The sequence below is a fragment of the Planococcus chinensis genome, from assembly GCF_020071995.1.
GTDB classification, from domain to species: Bacteria; Bacillota; Bacilli; order Bacillales_A; family Planococcaceae; genus Planococcus; species Planococcus chinensis_A.
In genome coordinates this window covers 93,510-119,538 of record NZ_JABWTK010000005.1, presented here as the reverse complement: position 1 = coordinate 119,538, position 26,029 = coordinate 93,510, and the positions used below count along the sequence as shown (strand labels likewise).

22 protein-coding genes are annotated in these 26,029 nt (G+C 47.8%); 8 read left to right on the top strand and 14 right to left on the bottom strand.

The features are described 5' to 3' along the window. Window positions 1-210: 210 nt before the first annotated feature. On the bottom strand, window positions 211-1,836 hold the full coding sequence (locus HU147_RS09875; protein ID WP_224076070.1) for a glycoside hydrolase family 13 protein: 1,626 nt from the start codon (window positions 1,834-1,836) through the stop codon (window positions 211-213). An 88-nt stretch (window positions 1,837-1,924) separates the two neighbouring features. Then, window positions 1,925-2,161, bottom strand: coding sequence for a hypothetical protein (locus tag HU147_RS09870; RefSeq protein WP_224076069.1), 237 nt, complete (start codon window positions 2,159-2,161; stop codon window positions 1,925-1,927). 308 nt (window positions 2,162-2,469) lie between these two features. Between HU147_RS09870 and HU147_RS09865 the strand changes: the two genes are divergently transcribed. Beyond that, entirely contained in the window at window positions 2,470-3,051 is a 582-nt protein-coding gene (locus HU147_RS09865; protein WP_224076068.1) for a biotin transporter BioY, read from the top strand. A gap of 529 nt (window positions 3,052-3,580) precedes the next feature. On the opposite strand, the gene HU147_RS09860 is transcribed toward HU147_RS09865, so the two are convergent. From HU147_RS09860 to HU147_RS09850, 3 genes are all read right to left on the bottom strand, one after another. Beyond that, the gene (locus HU147_RS09860) at window positions 3,581-5,056 is read right to left on the bottom strand and encodes a protein adenylyltransferase SelO (protein WP_224076067.1); all 1,476 of its coding nucleotides are present in this window, start codon (window positions 5,054-5,056) and stop codon (window positions 3,581-3,583) included. A gap of 142 nt (window positions 5,057-5,198) precedes the next feature. After that, entirely contained in the window at window positions 5,199-6,221 is a 1,023-nt protein-coding gene (locus tag HU147_RS09855) for a potassium channel family protein (protein ID WP_053166134.1), read from the bottom strand. Window positions 6,222-6,372: 151 nt separating this feature from the next. Continuing rightward, window positions 6,373-7,080, bottom strand: a complete 708-nt coding sequence (locus tag HU147_RS09850; RefSeq protein ID WP_176294555.1) for a Na-translocating system protein MpsC family protein — start codon at window positions 7,078-7,080, stop codon at window positions 6,373-6,375. Between the two features lie 342 nt (window positions 7,081-7,422). Between HU147_RS09850 and HU147_RS09845 the strand changes: the two genes are divergently transcribed. Further along, the gene (locus HU147_RS09845) at window positions 7,423-7,647 is read left to right on the top strand and encodes a hypothetical protein (RefSeq protein ID WP_036802289.1); all 225 of its coding nucleotides are present in this window, start codon (window positions 7,423-7,425) and stop codon (window positions 7,645-7,647) included. A 119-nt stretch (window positions 7,648-7,766) separates the two neighbouring features. Here the strand turns inward: HU147_RS09845 and HU147_RS09840 are convergent, their stop codons facing one another. Both HU147_RS09840 and HU147_RS09835 read right to left on the bottom strand, forming a co-directional pair. Further along, entirely contained in the window at window positions 7,767-8,552 is a 786-nt protein-coding gene (locus HU147_RS09840) for a TerC family protein (protein WP_036802286.1), read from the bottom strand. Between the two features lie 256 nt (window positions 8,553-8,808). After that, window positions 8,809-9,381, bottom strand: coding sequence for a TetR/AcrR family transcriptional regulator (locus HU147_RS09835; RefSeq protein WP_224076066.1), 573 nt, complete (start codon window positions 9,379-9,381; stop codon window positions 8,809-8,811). A gap of 141 nt (window positions 9,382-9,522) precedes the next feature. On the opposite strand from HU147_RS09835, the gene HU147_RS09830 reads away from it, so the two are divergent. Beyond that, window positions 9,523-10,281, top strand: coding sequence for an SDR family oxidoreductase (locus HU147_RS09830; protein ID WP_224076065.1), 759 nt, complete (start codon window positions 9,523-9,525; stop codon window positions 10,279-10,281). Between the two features lie 135 nt (window positions 10,282-10,416). Then, the gene (locus HU147_RS09825) at window positions 10,417-11,199 is read left to right on the top strand and encodes a PAS domain S-box protein (RefSeq protein WP_224076064.1); all 783 of its coding nucleotides are present in this window, start codon (window positions 10,417-10,419) and stop codon (window positions 11,197-11,199) included. Window positions 11,200-11,265: 66 nt separating this feature from the next. Here the strand turns inward: HU147_RS09825 and HU147_RS09820 are convergent, their stop codons facing one another. After that, window positions 11,266-12,450: a CDP-glycerol glycerophosphotransferase family protein gene (locus tag HU147_RS09820; protein ID WP_224076063.1), complete on the bottom strand. Its 1,185-nt coding sequence runs from the start codon at window positions 12,448-12,450 to the stop codon at window positions 11,266-11,268. A gap of 174 nt (window positions 12,451-12,624) precedes the next feature. Between HU147_RS09820 and HU147_RS09815 the strand changes: the two genes are divergently transcribed. Next, window positions 12,625-14,556, top strand: a complete 1,932-nt coding sequence (locus HU147_RS09815) for a S9 family peptidase (protein ID WP_224076062.1) — start codon at window positions 12,625-12,627, stop codon at window positions 14,554-14,556. A gap of 479 nt (window positions 14,557-15,035) precedes the next feature. On the opposite strand, the gene HU147_RS09810 is transcribed toward HU147_RS09815, so the two are convergent. Both HU147_RS09810 and HU147_RS09805 read right to left on the bottom strand, forming a co-directional pair. Beyond that, complete coding sequence (locus HU147_RS09810; RefSeq protein ID WP_224076061.1) at window positions 15,036-17,402, bottom strand: M14 family zinc carboxypeptidase; 2,367 nt, start codon at window positions 17,400-17,402, stop codon at window positions 15,036-15,038. Window positions 17,403-17,623: 221 nt separating this feature from the next. Continuing rightward, window positions 17,624-18,400, bottom strand: coding sequence for an alpha/beta fold hydrolase (locus HU147_RS09805; RefSeq protein WP_224076060.1), 777 nt, complete (start codon window positions 18,398-18,400; stop codon window positions 17,624-17,626). Between the two features lie 166 nt (window positions 18,401-18,566). On the opposite strand from HU147_RS09805, the gene HU147_RS09800 reads away from it, so the two are divergent. Together HU147_RS09800 and HU147_RS09795 are read left to right on the top strand one after the other, a co-directional pair. Beyond that, window positions 18,567-19,346 (top strand): DUF817 domain-containing protein, encoded by a 780-nt coding sequence (locus HU147_RS09800; protein WP_224076059.1) that lies wholly within the window; start codon window positions 18,567-18,569, stop codon window positions 19,344-19,346. 84 nt (window positions 19,347-19,430) lie between these two features. Continuing rightward, the gene (locus tag HU147_RS09795) at window positions 19,431-19,895 is read left to right on the top strand and encodes a GNAT family N-acetyltransferase (protein WP_224076058.1); all 465 of its coding nucleotides are present in this window, start codon (window positions 19,431-19,433) and stop codon (window positions 19,893-19,895) included. Window positions 19,896-19,955: 60 nt separating this feature from the next. On the opposite strand, the gene HU147_RS09790 is transcribed toward HU147_RS09795, so the two are convergent. The 3 genes from HU147_RS09790 to HU147_RS09780 form a co-directional block, all read right to left on the bottom strand. Further along, window positions 19,956-20,357 (bottom strand): hypothetical protein, encoded by a 402-nt coding sequence (locus HU147_RS09790; RefSeq protein ID WP_220629217.1) that lies wholly within the window; start codon window positions 20,355-20,357, stop codon window positions 19,956-19,958. Between the two features lie 13 nt (window positions 20,358-20,370). Further along, the gene (locus tag HU147_RS09785; RefSeq protein WP_224076057.1) at window positions 20,371-21,258 is read right to left on the bottom strand and encodes a TIGR01777 family oxidoreductase; all 888 of its coding nucleotides are present in this window, start codon (window positions 21,256-21,258) and stop codon (window positions 20,371-20,373) included. 144 nt (window positions 21,259-21,402) lie between these two features. Further along, on the bottom strand, window positions 21,403-21,849 hold the full coding sequence (locus tag HU147_RS09780) for a DUF4385 domain-containing protein (RefSeq protein ID WP_036802264.1): 447 nt from the start codon (window positions 21,847-21,849) through the stop codon (window positions 21,403-21,405). A gap of 375 nt (window positions 21,850-22,224) precedes the next feature. On the opposite strand from HU147_RS09780, the gene HU147_RS09775 reads away from it, so the two are divergent. Then, the gene (locus HU147_RS09775) at window positions 22,225-23,379 is read left to right on the top strand and encodes an endo-1,4-beta-xylanase (RefSeq protein ID WP_053166147.1); all 1,155 of its coding nucleotides are present in this window, start codon (window positions 22,225-22,227) and stop codon (window positions 23,377-23,379) included. A gap of 47 nt (window positions 23,380-23,426) precedes the next feature. On the opposite strand, the gene HU147_RS09770 is transcribed toward HU147_RS09775, so the two are convergent. Next, window positions 23,427-25,964, bottom strand: a complete 2,538-nt coding sequence (locus HU147_RS09770) for a sensor domain-containing protein (RefSeq protein ID WP_224076056.1) — start codon at window positions 25,962-25,964, stop codon at window positions 23,427-23,429. Window positions 25,965-26,029 lie beyond the last annotated feature (65 nt).

Here is a 26,029-nt window from a genome sequence, read left to right as displayed (position 1 = left end):
TTTCCGACCTCCAGTTCTCCCTTTATATTACCAATAATTACCGAATAAGAAAAAGAATAAATCACTTTATTTTCAATTAAAAATAAACTCGGTTACGAATAAAACTTTGCAAAAGAAATCTATTTCTCCGCAAAAAAGCTGTCCTTCAGTAGGACAGCTTTCTTTATATTTTGTTTCATTTTATCCCGCTTTAACGGGCAGTGGGAAACCTCACTGATTGAGTTTCATTTTATAAACACGTGCTTCGTAAGGGTACAGTTGGTTCGGATCGATTACTTTATAATTGGCTAACAATAAAGTGCCGTCTTCCGGTTCGTCCCACCAGCAGGCATGCTGCCCCAGATTGGTTACAACGAGGACTTTTTCGTGCTCATCTTCCCGTGTATAGGCAAAAACCGATTCGTGTCCCATTTCTACAAGATTGTAGCGGCCGTATACGAGCACTTCCATGTGCTTGCGCAGCCAGATCATTTGTTTATAGAACGACAGCACCGAATGCGGATCGTTTTTCTGTGCTTCCACGTTCAGCCAACTGTGGTTCGGATTGGCGCGGAGCCAAGGTTCCGCAGTCGAGAAACCGCCGTGCGGGCTTGCGTCCCATTGCATCGGCGTACGGGAATGGTCGCGGCTCGTCGCTTTGATGAGCGTCATGACGTCATCATGCATCATGCCGGTCTGCCGTTTGTAGAAGTAAAGATTGTGGGTCCGCACATCGTTGTAATGCTCGATTTCTTCAAACGGCGCATTGGTCATGCCGATTTCCTGCCCCTGGTAAATGAACGGTGTGCCTTGCATGAAAAAGTACATGCAGGCGAATGCCGTCGCACTTTCACGCCAGTATTGCCGGTCATTGCCCCATGTCGAAACTACACGCGGTTTGTCGTGATTTTCAATGAACAGCGCATTCCAGCCTTTGCCTTCCACGCCTTTTTGCCAGCGGGAACGGATTTCTTTCAGCCTGCGGACATCAATGCCGTGTTTTGAATCGGCATTCCACAGCCCCATATCTTCAAACTGGAACACCATATTGAATTTGCCGTCTTCTTCGCTGATCCATTCGCCGATGTCATCGACTTTGACGCCGTTTGCTTCTCCGACCGTCATGATATCGTATTTCGCAAACGTCTCATCGCGAAGTTCAGCAAGCAGCGGCTGAATGCCTTCGACGTTCATCATTTTTTCCCAAGCCGGGATAAACGCCCGATGAGCATCGTCCGGCATGTCGCTGAAATCCTTTTTGATGTGGCTGATGGCGTCCACCCGGTAGCCGTCGATGCCTTTGTCCAGCCACCAGTTCACCATTTCGTACAACGCTTTTCGCACTTCGGGGTTCTCCCAATTCAAGTCCGGCTGCTTCTTCGAAAACAAATGCAGGTAATACTGCTTCGTCTCTTTGTCGTACTCCCAGGCCGGCCCGCCGAAAATGCTTTCCCAGTTGGTCGGTTCGTCCCGCCAAATATACCAGTCCCGCTTCGGATTGTCTTTTGATGAACGGGATTCCAGGAACCAGGGATGTTCGTCGCTTGTGTGGTTGATGACCAGATCAATGATAAGCTTCATGCCGCGCTTGTGCACTTCTTCAAGCAGATGGTCAAAGTCCTGCATTGTCCCAAACTCGTCCAAAATCTCCTGATAATCGCTGATGTCGTAGCCATTGTCATCATTCGGCGACTGGTACATCGGACAAATCCAGATGACGTTAATGCCAAGCTCCTGCAAATAATCAAGCTTGCTTGCCACACCTGCCAGATCGCCTAGCCCATCGCCATTCGAATCTTTGAAACTTCGCGGATACACTTGATAAGCAACTGCTTCCTTCCACCATTTTTTGTTCATATCGCTGACTCCTTTAAAAACGATCACACAATCCGCGTTTGATCAACCGCGTAGGTTAAAAACTAGTTTCGCGCCCCGTTTCCTCCATTTATTTTTTGTGTTTTCCAGGGTCTTTGCAACAATTCCAAGCGGCGGCAGCAATGATTTTATTGGTTTTTAGTACATACCCGCTTGCCCATAGGATATGCACCTTAAACCATAATTTTATGGCTAAAAAACAACTTTTTTTTGGATTTCTTTTACGTTTTTCCATTTCAAAAAAACTTTGAATCACTAGGCATTTCTTATACAAAACACGCACTGCCACTTTCTTCTCTTGACTCAATTATTCATGTGCTATGTAATTGATCCATTCAGTCCAATCGCCAAAAATCTTCCTATGCTGAACCGCTCTTAATTTCACCGTTTGTCATAATATCATGTTTCAACAGCAATCAGGCACCTCCCTCTCGCACGAATTAGTGAACATTTGCTATTCCTAACACCAATGACGCATTTTTTCCCTCCTTAGAGGTTTAATTTAAAATTAATGAAAACTCTACTCTTCTTTGTGTTAACCTATTTAAAAATTAAGTTGACTCAAATATTATGTTTGATTATACTGAATTTAGTTCGAACAACGGAGGGAAAAAAATGACAACTGCTCCATCCAGAACATCCAATCATACCAAGACTTTGCACTTAATACACATCGCCATGTTCGCGGCGCTTATGGCCGTCGGGGCAAACATTTCCGCATTCCTTATCATCGGCGGTGTGCCGATTACGCTCCAGACCTTTTTTGCCATCTTAGCGGGCATCTTGCTCGGCAGCCGGAAAGGCGCGTTCGCAATGATCGTCTACGCCTTTATCGGGCTTGCCGGCGTTCCGGTATTCGCAGGCTTCTCAGGCGGCATGGACACCATCATCAGCCCGACATTCGGCTTCATCGTTTCGTTTGTGCTCATTGCACTGGCAAGCGGCTGGATCGCCAAGAAATTCCCTACCCGCACCGGCTTTGTCGTCGCAGCGCTGGTCGGCCTGGTCATCAATTACGGATTCGGCACCAACTGGATGTATGCGGCCTACAAACTATGGTTCGCTGCACCCGAAGGCTTTACTTACCAGATGGCTTGGGCTTGGATGGCCGTTCCGCTGCCAAAGGACTTGATCCTTTCCGTGCTGGCCGGACTATTCGCCTTCCGCCTGCGTCCAATCATCCAGAAATATAATTGACAAAAAACGGCTAACCCATCCCGGGTTAGCCGTTTCAGACTGTGGACAAAGTTTAACTTAAATGAATAGAAATGCATAAAACCAACCGGACCGGCCACTTCGCTTTCCGTGGGCTCAGCCTCAGTCTCCTCGCCGCTTTGCTCCTGCGGGGCCTTCAGCTTTCGCTGGTCCCACAGGAGTCTCCGTGGCCGAACCGGTTGGGGCGTCTCTCTTTGATCCGAAAGTGAATGGTAATCCGATTGACTCTTAAACAGGCAACTCAAGAAGAAAAGCGACACCTCTAGATAATCTTCATGTTTAGGATTCGAAGTGAAAGCCGGCGACTCCAGCGGGATAGCGAAGTGCCGAAATCCACTCGGGACGTATGTTCCGAGTTAGTTCGGCGCGAGCCCGCGGAACGCGTCCGGCTGAAACGGAGGATCCGGTATTTCCTGTTGTATGTTCATTCACTTCTCATGCGTAAAAATTCTTTTGTCTATAAGCTTAAACGGCTAACCCATCCCGGGTTAGCCGTTTTTCTTCTATATAATCAGGTTCCGCAGAAGGTCTGATAAGAATCAGGCGCTTCCGGCGGCAATTTCGTATACTCGGTTTGTTCTTCGGAATAAGCAAATGGATCGGCGAGTACGTTCAGCAGCCGCTCCATGACGCTGTAATCGCCTCTTTGGACAGCGGCATCCAGTGCTTCTTCCACCCGGTGGTTCCGTGGAATGATGGACGGGTTGTGGCTCCGCATCAACTGGCGTGCTTCATCCATAGACTGGTCTTGGCGTGCAAGCCGTGCTTCCCATTGTTCTTTCCACTTGTTAAATTCTGCTTTCCCGGACAGCGAAGTTCCCTCGAACTCACCAAGCGTCAGCGTACGGAAAGTATTTGTGTAGTCCGCATCGTACTCTTTCATCAAATTGAGCAGATCGGCAACCAGCACTTCGTCTTCCGCTTCTTCGCTGAATAAGCCGAGCTTCGCACGCATGCCGGCCAACCAGTGTGCGTAATAGGATTTGATGTAATCGGACAATACCGCTTGCGCCAGTTTCACCGCTTCTTCCGAATCTTCATGGAACAGCGGAACCATTGTTTCCGCAAAGCGAGCCAAGTTCCAGCCGGCAATCTGCGGCTGGTTGCCGTAAGCATAGCGCCCTTGGTGGTCAATGGAACTGAACACTGTTGCCGGATCGTACATGTCCATAAAGGCACAGGGGCCGTAGTCAATGGTTTCGCCGCTGATTGTCATGTTGTCGGTATTCATGACGCCGTGGATAAAGCCGACAAGCTGCCATTTCGCAACGAGCGAGGCATGGCGCTTTGCCACTTCTTTGAAAAAGCCAAGGTAGCGGTTTTCGCCAAGGTCCACGTCCGCATAATGGCGCTCAATTGCATAGTCCGCAAGCGCCCGGATCTTGTCCAAATCGCCAACTCCGGCAGCATACTGGAATGTGCCAAAACGCAGATGGCTGGCTGCCACGCGGGTCAGCACAGCTCCCGGCAGGCTGGTTTCGCGCCGGATTTCTTCTCCTGTTGCGACTACTGCCAAGCTGCGTGTCGTTGGAATTCCGAGGCCGTGCATCGCTTCACTGATGATGTATTCGCGGAGCATCGGCCCAAGGGCTGCACGTCCGTCTCCGCCTCGCGAGTAAGGAGTGCGCCCGGCACCTTTCAGCTGGATGTCAAACCGTTCGCCGCCCGGGGTGATCTGTTCGCCGAGCAGTACTGCACGGCCGTCGCCAAGCATCGTCAAAAAACCGAATTGATGGCCGGCATAGGCCTGAGCCAATGGAAATGCACCTTCCGGAATTTCATTGCCTGCCAGAATGGCTGTGCCGCTGTCGCTTTTCAGATCTTCTATATCGAGCCCGAGCATTTCTGCGAGCGGTTCATTGAATGCCACAAGCTTTGGGGACTGCACCGGATCCGGCCGGAGACGGGTAAAAAACACTTGCGGGAGGCGGGCGTAGCTGTTTTCAAGCTTCCACCCGGTTTCCGTTTTTTCTGGTCGCTGTGTCATAGGATGTCCCTTCTTTCTTTTTTCGTACTATTATTGTGCATCACATACCTGAGGAATTTACTCTATCAAAAGGCATCCGTTAAGATGCGCCTTTTCTCTTTTTACTATACCCTTTTAGGATGCAAAGATGCCTTTTCCTTGCTCAAAGCGGTGCCAGCTCCAGTTTCCGGTAAGTTTCTTCATCGCAGATAACATACAGGCGGGAGTCAGAAGGAATGGCATCGTGCATGCGGCGGATGATACTTAAGTCATTGCCGTCCGCGATTAAATTGGCCCCTTGGCGCCGCAAGGATTCGAAAGCATCTTCGTACGTTTTCCAGGAAGGGTCCGGTTTGATTTCCCACATATGTTCACCGTGGGCATGGCTGATCAAGTTCATAAATAGCCGGCTGGAACCGTGATGCAGCAATGCCTTAGTCATCAAATGCGGAAACGATTCCGTGGACAGCACGAATTCATCAACCTTGGCGTACTGAAACATCCGGATATGGGCTTCGTGGACAATTTCCGCGATGGTATAAATTTCAATATTCCGGGCTTCTGCGTATTCCTCGATTGCCAGAGCGACCAACAGCGTTTTCCCGTCGGTCGTCACTTCGTCTTCGTTTTCAGAAGCAAACACCGATACGGAATTGGCTTGGTCAATATTCGCTTTTTGGAGTATGTCCATATCGGTCGGATTGCCGCGGATGTAATGGAACCGTTCGTGTACGAACGGTGATTCCTTTAAATGATCGATCAGCACGACATCGTTGTCGATGTCTTTATTCGCCAGTATTTCTTCCACTGTCTTCTGGACGCTTTTGGACCAGCCAATCAGCAGAAAATGATTGTTGCCTTTGTAATCCAATTTCCCCCGCATTTTCATCCTCCTAAAATAAGAATAGGCATCCACAATTTTTCCAAGAATGACCCCGATCAATCCAATGCCGAACAAATACAGGAACATGCCATACAGCATCCCCGGAACGGTGCGCGGCGCATAATCGCCATAGCCGATGGTCGTGACGGTCGTCATGACCCACCAGAACCCGATAAAGGGCGTTGGAAATTCCTCCGGTTCAAGGTAATGGATGATAAACGCAGAAAGCACATAAAAGATTGCTGTAAAAATCAATAACTTGGCTGTATTTATTTTGACGGCCCTCTTCATCAGCTCGAACATATCTTACCCTCCTAATAGGCCGTTCGCTTTTAAGCCTGGTGTATTAGTGTTATACCTTTTCTTTTGGAATTACTAACAATATCCGAAGATTTTTGCATAAAAAATTGCCGGCATGCAAGAGGTTCTGCATGCCGGCAATCATTGACCCCTTTCAGGTTTCATTCGCTTTCGGGGGTTCCAATAAAAAAATGGTAAAGCCTAAGTCTTTTTCAAAATTCCAATCTAAAAAAGTTTCGGCTATCGAGCGGTTCAAAACGGACTCTATCCCTACTTCCAGCAGCATTTGATGCTCGAGCGGGCGTTTAGCCAATTTCAATTGTTCTTCAAATCCATTCTTGATCAGTGCCTTTTCAATCTCCACCAAAATTTCTGTGCGCCGCACGACAATCGTCCGGTCACTCAGCCAATAAATGGTGGTACTGCCTGGAGCTTTTTGCGCCTTGTTGCTCGCTTCGATGATTTTTCCACGGAAAGCTTCCAGATCTATATCCTCCGGAACTGGCATGGAGCCTTCGGAATCATCCCCGTTCAATACACTGATAATCATGCCGGTTTCTTTTTCAAGGTTCCAGTCCGCATACAATTCTTGTACGTCGTTGTTCAAATGCTTGCTTAGTTCAAGCATAATGTCCGGTTTCAACTCATCCATCATTAAATCCCGGGTTTCCAGAATCCGCTGATGTTCTTTTTGGTTGATCAGCACCCGCTCCATCGGCGAAATAAAACCGCGAAAATGAACCGTGATAAAAGGTTCAGCAATTGTGACGTAAACCGACGTCGGCCCTTTGCCAAAATTTGTCCGCAGCAAGTTTGAAAAATAGCTGCCGATTTCCGATTCAAGCGATTTTTCTTTTGCCATTCTAAAGCCCCCTTACTTTCAGAAAACGTTCTTCTAATTTAGCTCTATTATATAGGAATCGGCTTCGACTAGATACGGATTTTATTCGGCTTGCTTCAGCATGAAGAAAGGGAAAACTCGGCACTGAATTGACGGTTTCTCCTCAACGGACTTTTGATGTGCTCACAGAATAGGCAAAAGGACTTAAGAAAATCCATATTTATTTCCTTTCTATAAAATAAAATCTGATTTTTCAGATAAAAATAGACTTTTCGGCACTACCCTTCTTTTTAGCACTTCTGTAAGCTAAGGATAAGACACCCATAGAATACTTGCCTTTTCTTGTAGAAAGGAGTGTGGGAAATGAAATATTTAATTGATCATGCAACAAAAACGATTCACCAACGCGTCTATGCCGGAGACCGGTGCGGATTTATAACGACACCGATTGAAAAACGCGAGTTTGAGGACTGCCCTGTTTATATCGAGTCACTCCAAATTCAAAAAGGGTATAGTGTTTGCCCACACTGCACGTCTGTACAATTGATGGTGCATCATGAGGAAAGTTACATCAATTCGGCGCATTAGCTGCCCTTCGGTTCCACCCAATTTTCTTCCTCTTCTATCGGCATGTTCACCGTAGTGGATAAAAACCACAAAATGAAAGAGCCTGCTTGGGTATCCAAGCAGGCTCTTGATTTTCTTGCTTATTTTGCTTCAGCTTCTTCTTCTTTTTTCTTTTTAACCCCAAGCAATGCTCCGACAACGACGATGCCGACCAATACAACCCAGAACGTAATCGTCCATGGCGTCGAGTGCGGGAAGTCATGCGGCAAGATGCCCAGCTTTTCGTGTGACAACGTCATCACAAGAAGTTTGACCCCTACCCATCCGACAATGACGAATGCGGCTGTTTCCAGCTGCGGATACGTTTCCAAAAGCTTAACGAATTTGTGTGCAGCGAATCGCATGATGATGACCCCGATCAATCCACCGGCAAGCATGACGAAGAACTGCCCGGAGTTGATGCCTCCGATATCGCTCATTCCGAATACATTCAAATGCGGCAATGTAACAGCAAGTGCTACTGCTGCGAGCATCGAGTCAATCGCAAACGCGATATCCGCCATTTCAATTTTCAACACGGTCATCCAGAAGCCGGAACCTTTTTTCGGTTCTGGTTCCACATCAATGGCATGGCCAGTTTCACTTTTTCGCTGATCGTAAATGTGTTTAATCGAGATGAATAATAGATACGCGGCCCCGAGTGCCTGAATCTGCCAGATGTTCACCAACAATGTGATCATGAACAAAGCGGCAAAACGGAAGATAAATGCCCCTGCTAACCCGTAAAATAATGCTTTTTTCTGCTGCTCTTTCGGCAAGTGCTTGACCATAACCGCCATCACGACGGCGTTATCGGCTGCCAAGAGCCCTTCCAATCCAATCAAAACCAGTAATACCCAAGCGTACTCCAATAAAATTGCTTCCATCTTTCATCCTCCTTGTGTTTTTTGCCAACAAAAAAGACCCCTGCCTAATAAAAGGCAAAGGTCTCGCTAAGCAAAATTGATTGCTATCACAACCGATGGCTACGAACCATGTAATGACGACTGTGAAATAGGTTTCCCTACAGCTACTCCCCCTTGACATAAAGTCAAAGTCTATTGAGTTGTACCTTTACTATACCATCTTTTAAGCCTATTGAAAATGAATATATGTCGAAATCCAAAACTCTCGCAGATCCGCTTACCTACGGCTTTCCGTTTGGATGTTCAAAATGCGGACCAGCAGCAGGTTCATATCTTCTGCTGGTTGCTGAAAATCGTTCCGCCCCCATTCAATAATGAGGCCAAGTATGGCGTTTGCCTGATAAGCGCTGAGCATCGCCGGATCGACTGAAGACTTCAACTTGAGCTCCATATCCCGCTTCAGCAAATCCTGGACTTGATTGAACAGGAGATAATAGTAAGACATTGGCACGGTCCGTGAAAAGACGATGCGGTAAAAGTTCTTGTATGCTTCAATATGGTGGAAAATCCGGATAGTTGATGGATTTAACTCTTTCGTATTTAAAATGTCGGCATGCCGGTAAGGCTCCTGGTACGAATCGGTTAAGTCTTTCATGATTTCTTTGTAATATTCCTCAAACAGGTCTTCAATCTGGCCGTAATGCAGATAAAAGGTACCGCGGTTAATCTTGGCCAGCCGGCAGATCTCGGTAATGGAAATGGACTTCAACGGCTTTTCCTGCAATAAAGTCAGCAGTGCCTCTTCCAATGCCTGTTTAGTTTTTGTTATCCGCAAATCACTTTTCAGCATTTCCAACCCCTTACTAAACAAAATTTAAAAATCTGTTGTTTAATGAACATTATAAATTTATTTGATTATTGAAGCTATTCATTTTCTCTACTATACTTTTTATTAGACAAATGTTCAATAAAAAATCAGGAGGTTTTTACGATGAGATTAGAAGGCAAAGTTGCAATTGTAACCGGTGCGGCTTCAGGAATGGGAAAAGCGATTGCGGAAGCTTATGCAAAAGAAGGCGCAAAAGTCGTCGTTTCCGATTTGAATCTTGAAGGGGCCACTGCAGTAGCCGATGCGCTTAAAGAAACAGGGGCTGAAGCAATTGCTGTGAAAACAAACGTTACTTCGGAAGAAGACATCAACCAGTTGTTCGAAGAAACGAAACAGGCATTCGGCAAACTGGATATCCTGGTAAACAACGCCGGCATCATGGACGGCATGGAACCGGTAGGCGAAATTTCAAACGATCGCTGGGATCGCATCTTTGCGGTCAACACAACAGCAGTTATGCACACGATGCGCTTGGCAATCCCGATGTTCCTTGAACAAGGGCACGGCGCCATCGTCAACAACATTTCTGCCGGCGGCCTTTACGGAGGGCGTGCAGGAGCCGCTTACACAGCTTCTAAGCATGCAGTCGTTGGTTTGACGAAAAACACGGCATTCATGTACGGCGATAAAAACATCCGCACGAACGGCATTGCACCTGGAGCAGTTGCGACCAATATCGGCAGCAGCATGAGCAACATCAGCCAAGTCGGCATGGGCCGCCAGCAGCTGGGCATGGCATTGAACCCGCGCATCGGCCAGCCCGAAGAAATCGCGAATTTAGCGATATTCCTTGGTTCCGATGAAGCAAGCTTTGTGAACGGCCAAGTTGTGACAATCGACGGCGGCTGGACTTCTTATTGATTGAAATGGGCATAACTAAAAAACCTGCTTGAACAGAGATATTTTCTCGTTCAAGCAGGTTTTTGGTTTTTTCTGGCTGTTATGCTACGATAAATAAGCGATTAAACAAGGCAAGACTTGGTGGAGGTAATTCAGATGAAAACTTTGGCTTTTGAAGAACAACTTACGCTTCTTGAGGCTATGGTGGATGGCAGCAATGTGGCCACTATCGTAACCGATCCTTCACAGGAAGACAACCCGATCATCTATACAAACCGAACTTTTGAAAAAATGACCGGTTACCAGCAGTCTGAAGTGTTGGGCCGGAACTGCCGTTTCCTCCAGCGAAAAGAAACAGATCCCAAGGAGCGCCAGAAAATCAGAACGGCAATCGAAGCTAGAGAAAGCGTAACGGTCACGCTGCAGAATTACCGCAAGGACGGATCCCTCTTCTGGAACCGCCTGCACATTGAACCCGTGGAAGTCATGGGCGCCCTTTATTTTATCGGCACCCAAACCGATGTTACACTGGAACATAATCAACGCCAGGAATTGACCGAAAAAGAATTGGAAATTGAACAGATCATGCTGCCAATCCTGTCTTTGCAGGACCATGTGGCGGCTGTCGCTTTAATCGGCAACATGACCCATCACCGCTTTGACCTTTTGATTTCCAAACTGAGCTTATACGTTCAAAAAGAACGGATCGAACACGTTATGATTGATGTCACCGGACTTTATTGGGAAGAAGGCTTTCCACTGGAAGGCTTGTTGAGCATACGCGATGTCCTGAAACTGATGGGCACACATCTGTATGTCACCGGCATTTCCCCAAAAGCGGCGCGCGAATTGGGTACGCTCCAGGACCAGCGCCGCCCGCTGCTGACTTTTTCATCGATTCAGCAAGCCATGGCATTTTCACAAAACGGAATCCGTTGATTCTATCCAATAAAATAAGCTTCCAGGTGGATGCATTTGCAGAATGCATCCGCCTGGAGGCTTTTTTTATTCTGTACGTTTTGTTCCAAACACTCGATCGGTTAGCCGCTTGCAGTTGTCCTGATCAAAAAAGTCGATAAACTGCGGTGCCATGCTGTACCATTTGTTGAAATTGACGCCTCCGGTGATCTCTTTCAAGAATCCGTAAACATCTTCTGCCGTCTTTGCTTTGTAGCCGTACAAGTCTTTGTTCAAATCCAGGTAGATTCCCCGCTTCGTTTCCCAGTCTTCCTGGTCGAACAAATAAAAGATAATCGGTTTGTTCAAATAAAGGAAGTCCCAGGAGACGCTCGTGATATCGGTCAGCAGCATGTCGTTTTCTTCAATGGCTTTGGAAATGGACAGTTCCTCAAAAGCCACAAAACGGATCCGGCCGCTTGAAATTTCTTCGAAATGCTTTTCAAAACGCTGCATGAACGGATGGAGCGCAACGGTCACTTCCATGTCCTGTTCTTCCAGCAGTTTTTGGATGCCTTCATGCTGCAGGAGCCCGTACGTATTGAGGTAGTAATCGCTTTGTTCGAATTCTTTGGTGCCTGATTCAAGCAGCCATTCACGCCACGTCATCATCACCAGCACCCGTTTGACGCGTTCGGCCGGCTGATCTGCCGGATACCGGTCAAAACGCGGAAAGCCGGTCACAATCAGCTTTTCTTCCGGGATTCCCCATTCGTTCCGTTTGATCCGCCGTTCGAATTGCGAGGCGCAATTGAAAAAATCCGTCCGCTCTAATTGCGGCAGGTCTTCTTTCTGGATCAGAATTTTTTTAAAGCCTTCAATGCCGTGGCTGACGTGGGTCATGACTGTTTTGTCGTTCAAAAGCAGAAAATGGGGCGCAAAAGGCGCAAGGTCATACAGAATCGAATGGCCGTGGAACGAATAATCCGCCTGGAAAAACAGCACATAGTTTTCCCAGCTGCCGAGCGCAATGGCATTTGGGATGTTCTGCTCTTTTACATATGCCGTATTCGGGTCATAAAGCCAGTAAATGCTCATTTCATCCGCGTAATGATTGATTAAATACCGGTGCAGCACGGCAGCATTGTCTTCGTATTTTTCGCCCAGATTGCCGCCGACCAGCACAGTTTTTTTGCCGCTTGTATTCGGAAACAATTTAGCCGCGATAAACGCCAGAATAACTTTAAAATATTCCAATATCCAGTTGCCTTTTCCGTACCCCTTCAGCTCCATAAGCCCCCTCTTTTCTCTATCGGGATTGTGGCTCTATTCTTCCACACTTCCCGCTTTCTGTCTATGGAAAAAGGCAGATATTTACTATAAGTTTTCCGCCAATTCTGACAGATTGACTGGTAAAATAAAGAAATACCATTTAACTAAGTTTACTCGCCGAGGAGGAAAAATGATATGAGACATCCTGCAACTTTGCCGTACGGCAGCTGGAAATCACCGATTACCCCTGATTTAATCACCCAAGACACGGTCGGTTTTTTAAGCATCGCTTGGGATGGGCCGGACCTTTACTGGCTAGAACAGCGTCCCTTGGAAGGTGGACGCAATACGGTCATGAAAAGAACACCCGACGGATCGACGACAGAACTGACGCCTCTTCCTTTCAATGTGCGCACCCGCGTCCACGAATACGGCGGCGCGCCGTTTGTCGTCCATCAATCCCATTTGTACTTCTCGAATTTCGATGATAATTTGCTGTATGTCCGAAAAGGGGAAAAGCAATTTCACGCACTCACCTCGGAGCTGGATCTGCGCTACGCCGATGCGGCAGTTGATGCTTCACGCGGACGCTTGTACTGGATACGCGAAGACCATAGCCAGTCCGCCATTTCCGCAGAAACGGCCATCGTCGCGATGGGCCTCGACGGCAGCAATGAGCGGATTGTCGCTTCCGGCAATGATTTCTATTCCAATCCACGGGTCAGTCCGGATGCAAAACAATTGGCGTATTTGACGTGGAACCACCCCAATATGCCGTGGGATGAAACCCAGTTATGGCTTGCTGATTTAAATGACGATGGTTCACTAAGCAATGCCCGCATGGTGGCCGGCGGACCGGCTGATTCCATTCTGCAGCCGGTCTGGTCTCCTGACGGCGTACTTTATTTCCTGTCCGACCGAAGCAATTGGTGGAACCTCATGCGCTGGAACGGCAGCGAAGTGGAAGCCGTGTGCCCTATGGAAGCAGAATTTGGCGGGCCGAGCTGGATTTTTGGCCGGTCGGATTATGATTTTTTGAACGGCACGACGGTGCTTGCTTCTTATTCACAAAACGGCAACCGGCGACTGGCGAAGATCGACCTTGAAACCGGTGAATCGGCTCCGGTCGACAGCCGCTTCACCGTGTTCTCTTCCATCCATGGCAATGGCAGCGAAGCCGCCTTTCTTGCTGCCTCGCCCACGGATCCGCTTCGCATTATACAGATGGATGCAAACGGCCGTATGGAGGACGTGAAAGTGTCTTCAGATTTGGAATTGGATCCAAACTATTTATCGATTCCGCAAGCGATTGAATTTCCGACAGCGCACGGCAAGACGGCTCACGGCATTTATTACCGTCCAAAAAATCCGGATTACACCGCGCCAACAAGCGAAAAGCCGCCGCTCATCGTAACGGTCCACGGCGGGCCGACAAGTGCTGCCACTTCCGCCTTGAATTTGGAATTCCAGTATTGGACAAGCCGCGGATTTGCGATAATCGATGTCAATTACGGCGGATCGACCGGCTACGGCCGGGAATACCGGGAACGCCTAAAAGGCAATTGGGGCATTGTCGATGTGGAAGATTCGGCGAATGCCGTAAAGTACTTGGTGAAACAAGGTGAAGTCGACGGCAACCGCGCCGTTATTGTCGGCGGCAGCGCCGGCGGCTATACGACTCTTGCCTCGCTCGTCTTCACGGACGTCTACCGCGCAGGCGCCAGCTATTTCGGCATCAGTGAACTCGAAGTATTCACCACCGAAACACATAAATTCGAATCCCGCTATGCAGACGGCTTGATCGGGCCGTTCCCGGAAGCGAAACAAGTGTATTACGACCGCTCGCCCATCAATTTCACGGATCAGCTGTCCTGCCCGATCATTTTCCTGCAAGGGCTCGAAGATAAAATCGTTCCGCCGAATCAGGCAGAGCTGATGGTTGATGCGTTAAGGAAAAAAGGGTTGCCGGTCGCTTATTTGGCATTTGAAGGCGAAGGCCACGGCTTCCGCATCGCAGAGAATATCAAGCGTTCGATTGAAGCCGAACTGTATTTCTATAGCCAAATTTTCGGCTTTGAACCGGCCGATGCCATCGAACCGGTACCGATTGAAAACTTAAGGCCATAAAAAAACGGAGCGCCCAAGAAATTTGGGCCGCTCCGTTTTCTTCTATGTATGTTCTGCTGGAATCGTATTTTAAGCGTTGTTGAGCGTATTTCTTCACTTGCTGTGCGTATTTTATCGTTTGCTGTGCGTATTTCCGCCATCGCTGAGCGTATTTTATTTTTGCATCCGGAAAACCTGTTTCGCCACGTTCGACCATGCTGTTTATTGACATAGCCGCTCCCTTAAATAAATCAACTAAAAAACCACTTCGCCCGAAGGCAAAGTGGTCTCGATAAATTTGCGGCGTCCTAGCCACGCTCCACAACGTGTTCCAACAAAGGATTGCTGGTCGTCTTACGCAAACGAGCTCATCGCGTCTCTAACAGTAAAGCAATTGGTTAAACGTGTCAACCTATTTCGCTTGTCACACGATTGAGTGGAGAAATGATTATGCACTTGAAAGGAGCAGCTGAAAATTCAGCTGCTCCTTTTTCTGTCTGTTATTTTGTATAAAGCGCGTTGGAAATCAAGCGGAACAGGTAATCCGTATGGTCGCGGAAGCCTGGCTCAAGTCCGATCAAAGTAACGTCTTTATCGCTTTCACGGACGATGACCGGTTTGCCTGATGCCGCTTCGTTGCCTTTCCAGTGGCCTGCCAGGAAGAAGTCGCTGTCGTCGAATGCCGCTTGCACTTCATCCGCGTCAACGTCTGTGTACCAGGCTGGGCGGTATACGAAGCCATAGTCGTCCTGGCCGTACCCTGCTGTGATGCCAGTGCCGTCGTAATCCACCGACACGATGCCGTTGCTGTTGCCGCCGCCAGTAGTGACAGTCGCTGTCGTCAAACCGAGCGTTTTCGTTGCGCGCGACGCCCCGGCTCCAGCTGCGATGTACTTGCCGCCATCAGCGATGAATGCATTGATGTTGGCTTTAAATTGATCCAATTGCCCGGCATTTTGGAAGCCGAATTCTTTGTTCGCCCCGCTTAAGTTTGTGGAAATCAAGCTTTCCGTACCGTTGTAGATGAATGCGTCAAAGCCGCTAAGCCCTGCTTCTGCCACTTCAACAGGAGACAGTTCCGTCACATCGAACCCAAGGCGTTCAAGCGCCAGGTTCATCCCGGAATGCGACTGCACTTTGCCTATGCCGCCGTCTTCAAGGAGCGCCACTTTTATAGAAGAGATTTTTTCCGTTCCTGCCGGCACTGTTCCGCTCTTCACTTGGATTCCGGATGCTTTCACAGCAGCCGAAATCGCGTTCGCCGGAGCTTCCACATAGAAATCGCCTTGTTCGCTGCGTTTAACGGCAACGCCTTGCTGAAGAAGCGTATTCACCAGTTCCACTGCTTTTACCGAAGAATTCGGAATCACGAACGGCCCTTTGCCAGTAACTGACCCTTGGCCTTTTACTTCATTGACTTTCGCTGCGGTGACCGCGACTTTTGTCTGGACCGGATCTGCTTCGAAGCCCCAAAGTTCCGGCAGGCTCCAAGCTGAAATATCATACATTGCTGCCGTGTCGTTGGTGATGTCTTCACCGTCCCACAGCATCGTGTTCGCAAGTCCCGCTTTTGCCTGTGCCATGTCGACGATATACGAACCTTTGGCATAAGTTTTCCCTTCGACAGTAAAGGCTTTTGAAGCTTTCACCACTTCAATGCCGTTTTGGATCAAGTGGTTGACCGCTTTTTCCGTTACCGTCGGATCTTTTTCATCGACCGGCAGCACATACGCTTCCGGGAAGAAGCCGTCTGCATGGAACGGGTGGTCGAAGTTGATGCCGCGCTTGAACATCTCAATCTGGTCGGTGATCATCGCATCTTTATTATCGGTTGCGTATTGAAGCGCCCCCATCACCGCATCGTACATCCACTTCACGCCGTCTTTATCGTTGGTCGGCGCTTCCAAGGTATGGCCGTATGCCCCGTGGTACATTGCATACATCGGCGTGAAGATTGGCGGATAATCGTCCCATCCGTCTTTATCATCGCGCTGCGGAACATAGGTGCCGACCATGTTTTTATAAATGGTTCCTGTGTAACCGGCTTTGTTTTTCATGATTTCACTTTCCATCGCTGCCGCTTGTCCAAGTGCCCACTTATTATACAAATCGTATTCGTAGTTCGGGTTGTGCGGCGGCGTACACGGTTCAATCAAACCTTGTTTGTTTTGTGCATAATTCTTCACGTAGCCATGCGTATCCAGGAACACCATCGGATTCCATTCCGTGATCAAATCGACCGTGTGTTGGGTTTCCGGCTGCGACTGTGTGATGAAATCGCGGTTCAAATCGATGCCTTCGCTGTTAAAGCGCGTCGCATCCACACGGCCGTCCGGGTTGGCCACGACATTGAAGATAAGGATATTGCTGCCCAGGATTTTTTGGGTCTGGGAATCGTTTTGGGTCGCAAAACGTTCAATCAATTGAATGACCGCATCGCTTCCGACAAACTCCGTGCCGTGGATGGAACCGTTGATCATGATTGGCACTTTAAAGTCCGGATTTTTCTTCACCCAGTCTTGTGCTTTGCCGGGATTTTTAAACATCTGGTTGCGCAGTGCTTTGTTCTGTCCGAATTTGCCGCCTGACTTAGGGTCGGCAATGGTCACGACATAGAGCGGATGCCCGTCAGCCGATGTGCCGCCCACTTCCACTTTCACACGGTTCGAAGACTTGGCGATCCGCTCAAGTTCCGCCCCCACCTTCGAGAATTTCAGGAAGTCATAACTTTCGCTGTTGAACAAACTGCCGTCTTTTTCTTCCAGTGCATTTACGTATGTAGTCTGTGGCGCTTCTGCCAGCACTGAAGACCATGGTGCTGAAGCCAGTAAACTGACTGCCAGTAACCCGCTAACCGTTTTCTTCATTCATGTTCCCCCAGTCGGATAATAGTTGTATAAATATTAACTAACTCTAATAATAATCGAATGCACCTGTCCACTCCATAATCACAATTAACTAATAATTTAGATTTTTAAAGGATTAAATTCATCTATTTCCCCTTCTTTTTTTAATACTTATTTTCTTTTCCAACTAAATTTATTACATAAAATAAAAAAGCTTAGAGATTTCACTCTAAGCTTTAAGTCTATCGTCTTAAAAAATTTGAAATGGTTTCTTTGAATTTCTCTGGTTCTTCGACATTTGGGGCATGGCCCGACTGTTCGAATTCAACAAATTCCGCATTTGGAATGAGCGACGCCAGTTCTTTCCCTCTAACCGGCGGATTCAAGCCATCGTGGGACCCGCTGATTACTAAAGTTTCAGCAGCTACAGTTGGCAGTGCTGCCCGAAAATCAAACCCTTCCATGGCTTTGTTTGCCGCTGCCATTTCTGCAACCGACAATTCCGGTTCAAGTTTCAGCATTTCTTCCTGCCATTTTTGAATTGCCGGCAAGTTATGAAAGACATATTTGTACAAGTGTTCCATTTGCTTTTGTTCAGGGATCCCTTCTAGCTCATCTGCATAGCGGACGAGCATTTCCTGTGTGGACGAAGTTTTCCCGTGGGCTTTTGAAACGACCAAGATGAGTTTTCCAACTCGGTCCGGATGCGAAAGCGCTAAGCCCTGGGCAATATAGCTGCCCATCGACACGCCCATCACGTGGGCTTTTTCGATGCCTAAATGGTCAAGCAGTGCTACGGCATCTTCAATGTGGTCATTAAGCGTGAACTTGGCCGGCCGATCGGATTGGCCGTGCCCGCGGCAATCGATAGCAACGGTGCGGTAGCCGTTTTTGAAATGCTCCATCTCTTCCTTGAACATAAAATGGCTTGAGCCTAACCCATGCAGCAAAAGCAGCGGTTCGCCGTCCCCTGTTTCCTCGTAATACAAGCGGACGCCGTTTGAATTAAATTCTGGCATGCTATTTCCTCCTTTTTGCAAATTGTAATAATCACTGTACATCTTTTTGTTCTATACCCGCTTTCTGTGAAACAAGCCTCTTTTTTTGAGAACCTGGGAAACATGAAGCGAAGCCCGTTCGTCTCAATGTAAAATCTTTCTTCCAGAAACGGAAAGGAGCATTCACATGCGAAACTTTTTGCGCTTTGGCTATCTTCAAGCACTGTCCTGTCTTTTTCCAGTCATCATTTTTGCCGCACTCGCTTTATCAAAGTTTGTAGACATTCCGCTCGTTCCCCGCTACGACTTCATATTGCTCATCTGCATCGCGGCGCAAGTATTCATGCTGGCCTCGAAACTGGAAACCCTTGATGAATTTAAAGTAATCTGTGTGTTCCACGTCATCGGCCTCGGGCTTGAACTGTACAAAGTGCATAGGGGTTCATGGAGTTATCCCGAAGAAGCCTACTCCAAGTTTTTCGGCGTCCCGCTCTATAGCGGTTTTATGTATGCCAGTGTCGCCAGTTATATTTGCCAGGCGTGGCGGCGGATGGACCTCCAAATTTACGATTGGCCCAAACCATTCTTCACCGTCGCCATTTCCGTTTTGATTTACGCCAATTTCTTCACCCATCATTTCACCTACGATTTCCGCTGGATTTTAAAAGGGCTGCTGTTCGTGATTTTCTTCCGGACCGCTGTGACGTTCCGGATCCATCAAAGCACCTACAAAATGCCGCTGATCCTGTCGTTCCTGCTGATTGGTTTCTTTATCTGGATAGCCGAAAACCTCACAACGTTTCTTGGCGCCTGGCAATACCCCAACCAGCAAGCTGCCTGGTCGCTCGTCCATATCGGCAAAATCAGCTCGTGGTTTTTATTGGTCATCATTGTCGCCCAATTAAAGCGGGTGAAAAGTTCATTGAAGTATCGGGTAAAAGACCAGCCCTCCATCAATGAGCCATAAGAAAAGCTTATGTATTTGCTTCTTTAATTTCGAATTCACGAATAGAGATAGGTAAGGTACGATGGAAGAAAAAGGAGTGGGATGATGGAAACTGCTGTAGAGTTCAGAAACGCTGTACGCGAAGACCTCGACCGCATTGTGGAAATGCTCGCAGACGATGTACTTGGAAAAGAACGGGAACGCTTTGAGCAGCCGCTGCCGAATTTTTATATCCAAGCTTTTGAAGCAATCGAAGCTGATCCAAACAATGAACTGATTGTTGCCTGCTTGGACGGCGAGATTGTCGGCGTCCAGCAAATTACGTTTACGCCTTATATCGCAAGGCAGGGCAGTTGGCGGGCGACCATTGAAGGCGTGCGGACCGCAGCTTCTGTCCGCGGCAAAGGAATCGGGCGCCAGATGATTTCTTGGGCAATCGAACGGGCGAAAGAGCGCGGCTGCCGGATGGTCCAACTTACTTCGGACAAGCAGCGGGAAGATGCCTTGCGCTTTTATGGCCAGCTCGGCTTTGAAGCGACGCATGAAGGGCTGAAACTGCAGTTAGAGTAAGAATGGATTGCACAAATAAGCCTTTCATCCATAACAGCGGATGAAAGGCTTATTTTTTCTCTATTTTCCTGAACCGAAATCGAATCCCACTGACTTAGTTTGTATTTCGGGCTCTAACCAACTACCGGTCGAATAAGTCATATTCAGTAATACGTATTTGTCTCTCCACCAAGTTTCATCTTCCACATCCAAATCCCAAACGAGATCCATCGTATGGTTGGCGTTCTCAAAAAAAGCCAAGTTTCTTGAAGCCACTTTTTTCCCATCTATTTTAAAGTGGACAAAGACGATTTTTTTGTCGAGTACCCCGGTTCCGTACTGTACCACTTCTACGCTATACGGTTTATCAGCAACAGGGCTGGAACCTTTGAAGATTGTCTCCGGTTTTAGGAACACCAAGAAAAGGATTAAGGCAAGGCACCAAATAAGGAACAATTTGAAAACCTTCTTTTTCCGTATCATCACCGCGCTCCTTTTATTTTTTCAAGATCTCACGGAGTGCCGGCTCCGGCATTTTGTATTTAAACTCAAACCCGGCCCGTTCCAAGCGTTCCGGCAGCACCCAGCGGCTTTTCAAGATCAGCTCGGTTTCTGTGCCGATGGCCACTGCACCCACCGATAGCATCCACTTTGCCGCCGGCAGCCCAATTTTTCGGTTCATCACTTTGCGCACCGATTCCATGAATTCCTTGTTGGTAACCGGATTGGGCGCTGAGGCATTGAAAACGCCGCTTAACTCTTCATGTTGCTGCAAGAAAAGAATGATGCGGTAGACGTCTTCCACGTGAATCCAGCTGAACATCTGCTTGCCATTCCCCTGCTTGCCGCCGAGACCAAAACGCGCCATGTTTTTATACGGCCCCATAGCGCCTTCGTCTCCCAGTACAATGGCTAGGCGAAGCGCTGCCTGGCGGGTTTTCGGCAGCTGGAAAGCAAAAAAGGCCTGTTCCCATGCTTGGCCGACTTCCACGGAAAAGCCGCTGCCGATTTCCCCTTTTTCTTCTGTCATCGGCCGGTCTTCTGCATGGCGGTACAGCGTTGCTGTGCTGGCATTGATCCATAGCGGCGGCGGATTTTCGCAGTCCAGGACCGCATTGCCGAGTAGGCGCGTTGTTTCAGTACGGGATTCCATAATTTCTTTTTTATTTTTGTCGGTATAACGGCAGTTGACCGACTTGCCGGCCAGGTTAATGACCATTTCCGCCCCTTCCAAAGCGGAGACAATTCCCCTGTGGTCATTCCATAAAATCTGGTTTGACTGGCGGGAAATAATCAGTACTTCGTAGCCTTGTTCCTGGAACTGCTTTTCTAAGTATTGGCCGATAAATCCGGTGCCCCCTGCGAGTACCACTTTCTTTTTCAAATTGTCTCCCCATTTCTTCTTTGTTATTAGTTAAAAGGACGCAGAAGCCGCCAACAAGATTCCCGAAAACCGGGACTTTGGAAAATAAACTCCGCCTGGAATTGCTGAGTGCCGGGCATAGAAAAAAGGCTGATCCTGCAGCCTTTATCCATACTTTTTCTGGTGCTCTTTTTTGCGCCGCAAATAATCTTCGTCTTCCCGGATTTCGTCCCATTTCTTTTTGAAAATGGCCGCCGACTCCGCTTTGACCGGATCGATTTGGCGTTCTTTAATCGTTCTGTCTTCGTTGTATTTGCGTCCGCCTTTGTAATTGGTGTAGCGGCGGGCACGTGTATAGCCCATCTGGATGAACTTCCGCGCCATGTCCATGCCGACAAAATCATCTTGTTTGCGGTACTCCTCAAACATCTCGTAAATTTTGTCGCAGGATTCCTGCGCAATCTCGGGCGTCTTGAAGCGCCAATGCGGCAAAATCTCGCCTTTATATGGTTCCACCAACAGCACGCCCTGCTCGCCTTTGCCCACTCGGTACAGCTCGGGATGTTTTCTGAGATCCAAATTTTCATAGTCAAGGTCGTAATCAAAAGCCATGGACATTCACTCCTTTGGCTTTTTATACCCTTTTTGCAAAAGAAAATGCAGCCGAACATCCAACTCTTTTTGACATTCCTTTTCCCACCATAAGCCGGGACTGCATCTGTTATTTCATTTTACCACATTGGTAAAACATGTCTTTTTAACCATTTTTCTAAAAATACGAAATATTCTTTGTTTGTATAGTGACTGAATTAACTTTTTGTGGTTATAATATATTTCGAGACATGAAGTAAGTTTTTTATTTTTTGAATCGAAATGAAAACGCTTACTCGTTTCTCATTCAGCTAAAATTTTGAAAAAGGAGGTTTGGATAGCAATTTTTAGATTGGCCTTTTTTACAAAATACTTAAGTTCAAAGGAGACCGAAAAATGCTAAAAGTTCTACGTAAACCCCTTTTATCCGGTTTAGCTGTTGCGCTATTGCTTCCGTCAGGCATGGCTGGAGCCGCTTCTGTTACGGACCCTGTCAGTGCCCTTGATGTTGCCGAGCTGGATGAGCGCTATGAAAAATCCTTTACCATCGGTGCTGCGGTTGAAACTTCGCAGCTGGAAGGGAAAGACGGCGAGATGCTGAAAAAGCATTACAACAGCCTTGTCGCCGAGAACATCATGAAGCCGATCAACATCCAGCCTGAAGAAGGCAAATTCAACTTTAAAGAAGCCGATAAAATTGTAAAGTTTGCAAAAGAAAACGATATGGACCTTCGCTTCCATACGCTTATTTGGCACAGCCAAGTGCCGGAATGGTTCTTCCTTGATAAAGAAGGCAAGAAAATGGTCGATGAAACCGATCCAAAACAGCGTGAGAAAAACAAAAAACTATTGCTGAAGCGTGTGGAAACGCATGTGAAGACGATTGTAAAACGCTATAAAAATGATGTGGATTCATGGGATGTCGTCAACGAAGTCATCGACGAGTACGCTCCGAATGATAAAGGGCTGCGCGAATCTCCTTGGTACCAGATTACCGGCACCGACTACATCGCTGTCGCATTTGAAACGGCAAGACGATTTGCCGGAAAAGACGCGAAGCTTTACATCAATGACTACAACACTGAAGTGGAACCTAAACGGACTCACTTGTACAACTTAGTAAAAGAATTGCTGGAACAAGGCGTACCGATTGACGGCGTAGGCCACCAGGGGCATATCCAGCTTGGCTGGCCGTCTCTTCAGGAAACAAGAGATTCCATCAATATGTTCGCAAGCCTTGGCTTAGACAACCAAATCACAGAACTGGATGTCAGCCTATACGGATGGCCGCCGCGTCCCGCGTTCAAATCTTACGAAGAAATTCCGGATGAAGTGTTCCAGGCACAAGCGGAACGCTACGATGCATTGTTCAAACTGTACGAAGAATTGGATGACAAGATCAGCAACGTCACGTTCTGGGGAATCACAGACAACCACACGTGGCTGGATGACCGTGCGGAAGAATACAATGACGGCGTCGGAAAAGATGCACCGTTCGTCTTTGACCCGTACTACAACGTAAAACCGGCTTACTGGGCCATCATCGATTAAAACAGAAAAGCAGAACCTGGCCGGAAATCCGGACAGGTTCTGCTCTTTTATTGTTCAAATGAAAATTGCCGGTTTAATAGTTTGGACATTTGCGCTGCTGGCAGCGGCTTGCTGAAATAATAGCCCTGGACTTCGCAGCATTTCTTTTCCCGCAGGAAATCCAACTGTGCTTTCGTTTCGACGCCTTCTGCGACAATGCAAATATCCAATGCCTGCGCCAAAGTGATCAACGCCGAAACGATTGCGGCATCGTCCTGGTTGTTCGGCAAATGCCGGATGAACGACTGATCGATTTTGATGGCATCCGCCCGGAACTGCTTTAAATAAGTCATGGAAGCATACCCTGTTCCAAAATCATCAATCAATACTTTGATGCCCAGCTTCTGCAGATTGTTCACCGCTTGCTGAATGACGGATTCATGGCTGCTTAGGACGCTTTCCGTGATTTCAATTTCCAGGCAATCCGGCGGCAGCTCCATTTCTTCCAATGTGGCCTTCACAAAAGCTGCTACATCCTGTTTGATAAACTGTTTCACAGAAACATTCACAGCGACTTTGATCTCGCCCCCTTCTGTTTCCCGCCATTCCTTCACTTGCCGGCAAGCCGTCTGGATGACCCAATTTCCGAGTTCCTGGATAAAGCCGCTTTCTTCTGCCAACGGAATAAAGACAGCCGGGCTTATATTCCCTTTTTCCGGATGGCGCCAGCGGGCGAGCGCCTCCATTCCCGTAATGCGTCCGGTAGTCAAACTGATTTTCGGCTGATAATGAAGCTCAAACTGCTGTTGTTCCAAGGCTTTCCGGAATTCGCCTCTGAGCATATACAGTTCATAGGCTTTATCGTCCATTGTCGTTTCGTAGACTTTGCAGGCGTTCCCGCCTGTCCCTTTGGCATTGTACATCGCCACGTCCGCATTTTTCATCAGCTGGCCGATGTTGGTGCCGTGCCGGCCGAATAAACTGATGCCGATGCTTGCCGTCACTTGAAACTCCTGGCCTTGGATCATCAGCGGCTGTTCTGTCGCCTTTAAAATCTGCTGTGCCATTTCTTTCGCCTGCCGCGCGTCTGTGATCGTCCGGATCAGCAAGATGAATTCATCGCCGCCCATGCGCGCGACCATATTGGTTTCACCAATTGTTTTTTCAATCCGCCTGGCGATTTCCTGAAGCAAAATATCCCCGAAATTATGGCCGAACGTATCGTTCAGCGATTTGAACTGGTCGAGGTCCATAAACATGACCGCTATCTCGTCTGTTTGCTCCCGTACAGTCGAGAAAACTTCCTTAAAATAACGCAAGTTCGGCAAATTCGTTAACGCATCATGGTTGGCTAAAAACTGGATTTTCTCTTCGTGCCGGCTGCGTTCAATGGCTAGTCCTGATAAATAACTGAATGTCGTCAACATATCCACTTCAATCGCCTGCGGTTCCCGTGCTTCCCCGCTGTAAACGCCGAACGTCCCAAGTAAAGTTCCGTCAGTGGAGAGGATGGGCATCGACCAGCAGGCGCGGAGCCCGTAAGAGACAGCCTCTTTGCTCCATGGCTTCCAGGATGGATCTGCCTCAATATCTGCAGCAATTGTCAGCTTCTTCGTATGCGAGGCATGTCCGCATGAAGCGAAGTTTGGGCCGACTGGAAATTGATCAATTGTTTTAGCGAACACTTCAGGCAGGTTCGGGCCATATGCGAAACGGAGCCAATGATGTTCTTTTTCATAAAACATGACTGAACAAATGACATTAGTAACTTTTTCTACCGCCACCGTAAGATAGCCCATAATTTCTTCCAGTGATTCTCCTGCGGCAATTTTGGACAAAATCACCGTTTGCTCATTTCGCAATTGCTCCAGCTGATTCTTCTCAGTCACGTCTTTCAGCATGCCATGGATACCGATGATTTTTCCTTTTAGTGTTGCCGGAAGTGTGGTGATCTGAACATCCAGCGTTTTTCCGTCCTTGCTGCGAATTTTGGATTCGTACCATTGTGGCAATCCCTGCAGCACTTCTTCAAAACGGCGGTTTACTTCTTCAAGCACTTCAGGCGCAATCACCATCCGGAAATCGCGGCCAATCAATTCTTCTTTGCTGTAGCCGCTGATCTTTTCAGATTCTTTATTTAAATCCAGAATATGTCCTTCTTTATCAAGAGAGTACACGCCGTCTGGATGGTCAGTGAAAAAGGATTGATACATCTGTTCACTTTCCAGCATTTCCGTAATATCGCGGCCCATTACGACAAGCGATTCCGGCATGCCTTCGGAATCGTATATCGGAATTTTGACGACGTCATACATGCGTTGCACGCCATCAACAACAACGGTTTCCACAATTTGAATCTGATTTTTCGCCTGCCATGCCCGTTGGTCGGAATCAAAAAAGTAGGAGACGGCGTCTTTATAATGCGGATACATCTCCCCTAATTCTATGTCCGTTTTGCCGATCACCCACTCTTTATCCAGCCCAAAGATCTCCATCGTTTTCCTACTGGCTTCCAACCAGCGGCTTTCGGGATCTTTCAACACAATAATATGGGGACTGGCATTGATGATGGTGTGAACCGGCAGATTGTGATTGTCGTTTACCATTTAGTTTCAGCTCGCTTTTCTTTTACTAAAGAGACCATTCGGATAAATCATTTCCCTAGCTTTCA

Coding starts and splice junctions, on each gene's coding strand:
- HU147_RS09845 (WP_036802289.1), top strand. CDS start 7,423: ATGAAATATTTAATTGATCATGCAACAAAAACGATTCACCAACGCGTC.
- HU147_RS09815 (WP_224076062.1), top strand. CDS start 12,625: ATGAGACATCCTGCAACTTTGCCGTACGGCAGCTGGAAATCACCGATT.
- HU147_RS09840 (WP_036802286.1), bottom strand. CDS start 8,552: ATGGAAGCAATTTTATTGGAGTACGCTTGGGTATTACTGGTTTTGATT.
- HU147_RS09805 (WP_224076060.1), bottom strand. CDS start 18,400: ATGCCAGAATTTAATTCAAACGGCGTCCGCTTGTATTACGAGGAAACA.
- HU147_RS09820 (WP_224076063.1), bottom strand. CDS start 12,450: ATGGAGCTGAAGGGGTACGGAAAAGGCAACTGGATATTGGAATATTTT.
- HU147_RS09855 (WP_053166134.1), bottom strand. CDS start 6,221: ATGTTCGAGCTGATGAAGAGGGCCGTCAAAATAAATACAGCCAAGTTA.
- HU147_RS09770 (WP_224076056.1), bottom strand. CDS start 25,964: ATGGTAAACGACAATCACAATCTGCCGGTTCACACCATCATCAATGCC.
- HU147_RS09775 (WP_053166147.1), top strand. CDS start 22,225: ATGCTAAAAGTTCTACGTAAACCCCTTTTATCCGGTTTAGCTGTTGCG.
- HU147_RS09875 (WP_224076070.1), bottom strand. CDS start 1,836: ATGAACAAAAAATGGTGGAAGGAAGCAGTTGCTTATCAAGTGTATCCG.
- HU147_RS09800 (WP_224076059.1), top strand. CDS start 18,567: ATGCGAAACTTTTTGCGCTTTGGCTATCTTCAAGCACTGTCCTGTCTT.
- HU147_RS09810 (WP_224076061.1), bottom strand. CDS start 17,402: ATGAAGAAAACGGTTAGCGGGTTACTGGCAGTCAGTTTACTGGCTTCA.
- HU147_RS09850 (WP_176294555.1), bottom strand. CDS start 7,080: ATGGCAAAAGAAAAATCGCTTGAATCGGAAATCGGCAGCTATTTTTCA.
- HU147_RS09795 (WP_224076058.1), top strand. CDS start 19,431: ATGGAAACTGCTGTAGAGTTCAGAAACGCTGTACGCGAAGACCTCGAC.
- HU147_RS09825 (WP_224076064.1), top strand. CDS start 10,417: ATGAAAACTTTGGCTTTTGAAGAACAACTTACGCTTCTTGAGGCTATG.
- HU147_RS09860 (WP_224076067.1), bottom strand. CDS start 5,056: ATGACACAGCGACCAGAAAAAACGGAAACCGGGTGGAAGCTTGAAAAC.
- HU147_RS09865 (WP_224076068.1), top strand. CDS start 2,470: ATGACAACTGCTCCATCCAGAACATCCAATCATACCAAGACTTTGCAC.
- HU147_RS09780 (WP_036802264.1), bottom strand. CDS start 21,849: ATGGCTTTTGATTACGACCTTGACTATGAAAATTTGGATCTCAGAAAA.
- HU147_RS09835 (WP_224076066.1), bottom strand. CDS start 9,381: ATGCTGAAAAGTGATTTGCGGATAACAAAAACTAAACAGGCATTGGAA.
- HU147_RS09790 (WP_220629217.1), bottom strand. CDS start 20,357: ATGATACGGAAAAAGAAGGTTTTCAAATTGTTCCTTATTTGGTGCCTT.
- HU147_RS09830 (WP_224076065.1), top strand. CDS start 9,523: ATGAGATTAGAAGGCAAAGTTGCAATTGTAACCGGTGCGGCTTCAGGA.